The organism is Mycobacterium sp. (assembly GCF_049683355.1).
Classification (GTDB): domain Bacteria; phylum Actinomycetota; class Actinomycetes; order Mycobacteriales; family Mycobacteriaceae; genus Mycobacterium.
In genome coordinates this window covers 1-3,728 of the sequence record NZ_JBAUJB010000161.1, presented here as the reverse complement: position 1 = coordinate 3,728, position 3,728 = coordinate 1, and the positions used below count along the sequence as shown (strand labels likewise).

The window sequence follows — 3,728 nt, the reverse complement described above, 5'->3', positions numbered from 1 at the left end:
GCGCCGAACTCCGACACCGCCGGCGGCCTGGAGGGACTGCTGTCCACGCTCGGCGGCGGGTCACCGTTCGGTGCGGGCGGCCTCCCGATCGGTGGCACTCCACTGGGAGGTCTGGGTGGGCTCACTCCGCCGGGTGGGCAGGGGAGCGCGATGGGCGTCGGGGGGAAGCCGCTGGCGTCGAATGCGGTCCAGCCCGTCAGCGCACTCACCGACGATGAGGCCGATGCCGGGGACGACGACGAGAAGGCCCCGATCGCGCCGCTGAACCCCGGTCCGCAGAACCCGCCGCCGACAGCCGCAGCGCCGGCGGAGGCAGCAGGCGCCACCGAGCAGGGACAACCGGCGCTCCCGGGGCAGCCCACCGCCGCCAGGGCGACGGTGACGTTGCCGGACGGCACGGTCATCGAGGCGCCTAACGCACAGGCCGCCACGGCGGCGCAGAACGCCCTGGACAACGCCTCACCCGGTGGTGATGCCGCCCAGAAGGCCTACGGCCCAACCGGACTGGACCTGCCGGGAGACGGAGGTAAGAACCTGGGAGCCAAGGTCGACCCCTCGGACATGCAGCCCGGAGACGTGCTGAAGTGGCAGGACAAGACCATGGTGGCAGTCGGCCCGCACCTGGTGGCCGACCCGAGCGAGCCCGGTGTGACCCACACCCTCGACGCGGTGTTCAAAGACCAGAACGGCTTCGAGGGCGTCTTCCGCCCGAGCGGCACGACCGCCGGGCTGCCGGATCTACCGCAGGCCCCTGCCGCGCCTCCAGCACTGGCCCCGGTGCCGTCCAACGCAGGGTCGCGGCCCGCAGCAGGCACACCGCACGCGGGCGCTCAGAGCGTCCCGGCAACCGCCGCGCCGCCGTCCCCATTCGAGGACGCCCTGCTGCCGCCAGAGATGATGTGAGTCAAGCCGAGTGAGATGAGAAACAAGACACGGCGACCTGGGCCGACCCGGTGGGGGAATGGTGCCCTGAGTCGTATCTCGTTTCTTTAGAAATGAGATTCAGGGTCGGAGATGGTGGAGATGTCCCTACTCGAAGGTGAACCCTTGGCGATGACGTCCACAATTGGCATATGAGAGTGGAGATTCTTTACTTCGACGGGTGCCCGAATTGGCGGGAAGTCGGTGCCCGTGTGGACGCGGCAGCAGCAGGACTAGTTGACGTCGAGATCACGTATCGGCGGGTCACTACCGACGATGAGGCGGCGGCCTTGCCGTTCGCGGGCTCTCCAACCATTCTCGTCGACGGCACAGACGCTTTTGACGATGCGCTGCCGGTGACGGAGTTGGCGTGTCGGATATACCAGACCGATGCGGGTCTGATGGGGTTGCCGACGGTCACCCAGCTGACCGAGGCGTTGCGGCGCCGGCTGCAATCGGCTGAGTGACGGCTTGCGAACCTGGGCTTTGTATTCGCGATATTCGCGCGTCCTGTATCGAGCGATTCTTGGCGCTTGGCAGAGGCTGCCGCCCGGCGAAGTGTCAGTGCTCGGTGGTCAGCCGGTCGAGTAGTGGCCGTAGGTCTTCGGCTAGTAGTGCCATGAGGTATACCGCGGCGACCCGGTGTTGGCGGTCGAGGACCATGGTGGTGGGCACCACGCTGGTCGGATAGGTGCGTCCCAGGGTGATGAGGCTGCGCATTGCTGGGTCGAAGATGGAGGGGTATTGCACGTTGCGGTCGGTGACGAAATCGCGTGCGGTGTCCCGGTTGTCGCGGACGTCGATGCCGAGGAACTGCACACCGCGGGCGCGGTATTCGCCGAACACGGTCTCCAGCTCCGGTGTTTCGGTGCGGCAGGGCGCGCACCAGGAGCCCCACACGTTGATCAGGACCACCTTCCCGGTGAAGTCCGACAGCCGGATCGGTTCGTCGGTGAACAGATCGGGTCCGTTCAGATCGCCGATCGTGCCCCGTGCCGAGGGAGGGTCGTAGAAGATCGCGGTCTGCCCGCCGGGGGATACGAAGTCGAAGGTGCCGCCTTGGGCGACGGCGTCCTCGCCGGTGGTGCAGCCGGTGACCGAGGCTGTCGCGGCGACAAGGGCTGCCACGACCGCGGCTATTCGCCTGAGGCTAGGTATGAGGATTCCTCTCGACGATCACGTTGACGCCGATTCCGCCGCCGGTGTTCGTGGCTGCTTAGTTCTCGAAGGCGAGGCCGCTGACCAGGATGAAGATGCCCAGGGCGATCAGGACGATCGGGAACAGGACGTGTTCCCAGCGTTCGAGGACTTCGGCGATCGGCCGGCGGGTGGCGACGTATCGGGCGGCGATGACGAGGACCGCGACGAGCGCGAGGAAGACGATGCAGTAGGCCACCACGGCCGCAGGTCCCACGCTCAAGAAGACCGGAACGTAGACGCCGATGTTGTCCCCGCCGTTGGCGAAGGTGACTGCTGCGACGGTTAAGACACCGACGTTCTTGCCGGCAACCTTGCCATCGTCGTCATCATCGTCATCGTCGTCGTTGCCGCGCCAGGCTTTCCATGCCGCCCACAGTCCCAGGGCCAGGGGTATGAGCCCGAAGTACGGGATGACGTCTGGGGGAAGGAACGCTCCGGCACCCAGCGTCACGAGCACAGCCGCGCCCAGGATCCCTGCGAATCCCAGGTATTGGCCTGCGGTGATCCGGGCCGTTGTCCCGCGTTGTCCGGCGCCGCGAGCGAAGAACAGCGAGAGCACGATGATGTCGTCGATGTTGGTGACGATGAACAGGCCGATGGCGGGCAGCACCGAGGACAGGATCATGCGCCTGCCCCGGTGTCTGCGGTGTTGCTTGCCCGCCGATGAGCCATAACGCCGGTGTGGCTGGCGGTCACGACGATGCGCCCACCGCAGCGGCGCGGGTGTGGCTGGCTGCCGGGTCGACCGGCGTGGCGGCCAGCGGTGTGGTGCGCCCGGCTCGCACACCGTTGGCGATGACCACGATCTCGGCGAGTTCGTGGACCAGCACCACGGCGGCCAGCCCGAGCACCCCGAACAGTGCTAGCGGCACCAACGCGATGATCAATCCGAGGGACAGGCCGACGTTTTGCAGCATGATCCGTCGTGCCCGGCGTGCGTGGCTGAATGCTTGGGGCAGGTGGCGCAGGTCTTCGCCCATCAACGCCACGTCGGCGGTTTCGATGGCCACGTCGGTGCCCATCGCGCCCATCGCGATTCCCACGTCGGCGGTGGCCAGCGCGGGAGCGTCGTTGACGCCGTCGCCGACCATCGCGGTGGGGCGTTGGGCCCGGAGCTGTTCGATCAGTCGCGCTTTGTCTTCGGGGCGCAGCTCGGCGTGCACGGCCTCGATCCCGACATCAGCGGCTAGCGCGGCGGCGGTGGCCTGGTTGTCGCCGGTGAGCATCGCCACGTGATAGCCGTCGCGGCGCAACTGGGCGACCACCTCGGCGGCCTCGGGGCGCAGCTCGTCGCGCACGGCGATGGCACCGATGACCTGGCCGTTGTGTTCGACGAGGACCGCGGTGGCCCCGGCTTGCTGCATCCGGGTGACATCACCGGCGAGTGGGCCGGGGTCTAGCCAGCCGGGGCGGCCGAGGCGAAGCGTGTGTCCGCCGCGGTGGCCGGTGAGCCCGGCGCCGGTGACGGCTTCGACATCGGTGGCAGGGATGACGTCATCAGTTGCGGCGAGGATCGCCGCGGCCAGCGGGTGCTCGCTGCGCGATTCCAGGGCCGCCGCCAAATCGAGCACCTGCTCGCGAGTGGCACCGTTGGTGGTGGCCACGTC

At 67.9% G+C, this 3,728-nt stretch carries 4 protein-coding genes and 1 pseudogene; 2 read left to right on the top strand and 3 right to left on the bottom strand.

Translation table 11 applies throughout. The features are described from left to right. Window positions 1–903 (top strand): annotated as a pseudogene (locus WA944_RS09955) (hypothetical protein); the annotation flags it as partial. Window positions 904–1,073: 170 nt separating this feature from the next. Further along, a complete protein-coding gene (locus tag WA944_RS09950) occupies window positions 1,074–1,388 on the top strand; it encodes an alkylmercury lyase (RefSeq protein ID WP_526372284.1) in 315 nt (104 codons plus the stop codon). A 94-nt stretch (window positions 1,389–1,482) separates the two neighbouring features. Here WA944_RS09950 and WA944_RS09945 read toward each other — a convergent pair whose 3' ends face one another. The 3 genes from WA944_RS09945 to WA944_RS09935 all read right to left on the bottom strand — a co-directional run. Beyond that, window positions 1,483–2,079, bottom strand: coding sequence for a TlpA family protein disulfide reductase (locus WA944_RS09945; RefSeq protein WP_526372304.1), 597 nt, complete (start codon window positions 2,077–2,079; stop codon window positions 1,483–1,485). Window positions 2,080–2,137: 58 nt separating this feature from the next. Next, window positions 2,138–2,746 carry a cadmium resistance transporter gene (locus WA944_RS09940; protein ID WP_526372282.1) on the bottom strand — a complete coding sequence of 203 codons (609 nt, stop codon included), beginning with the start codon at window positions 2,744–2,746 and terminating at the stop codon, window positions 2,138–2,140. A 67-nt stretch (window positions 2,747–2,813) separates the two neighbouring features. Next, on the bottom strand, window positions 2,814–3,728 hold a 915-nt coding region (locus WA944_RS09935), incomplete at its 5' end, for a heavy metal translocating P-type ATPase (protein ID WP_526646846.1).

What these genes read in the sequence shown, in the direction of transcription:
- WA944_RS09950 (WP_526372284.1), top strand. Translation starts at nt 1,074, where the DNA reads ATGAGAGTGGAGATTCTTTACTTCGACGGGTGCCCGAATTGGCGGGAA.
- WA944_RS09940 (WP_526372282.1), bottom strand. Translation starts at nt 2,746, where the DNA reads ATGATCCTGTCCTCGGTGCTGCCCGCCATCGGCCTGTTCATCGTCACC.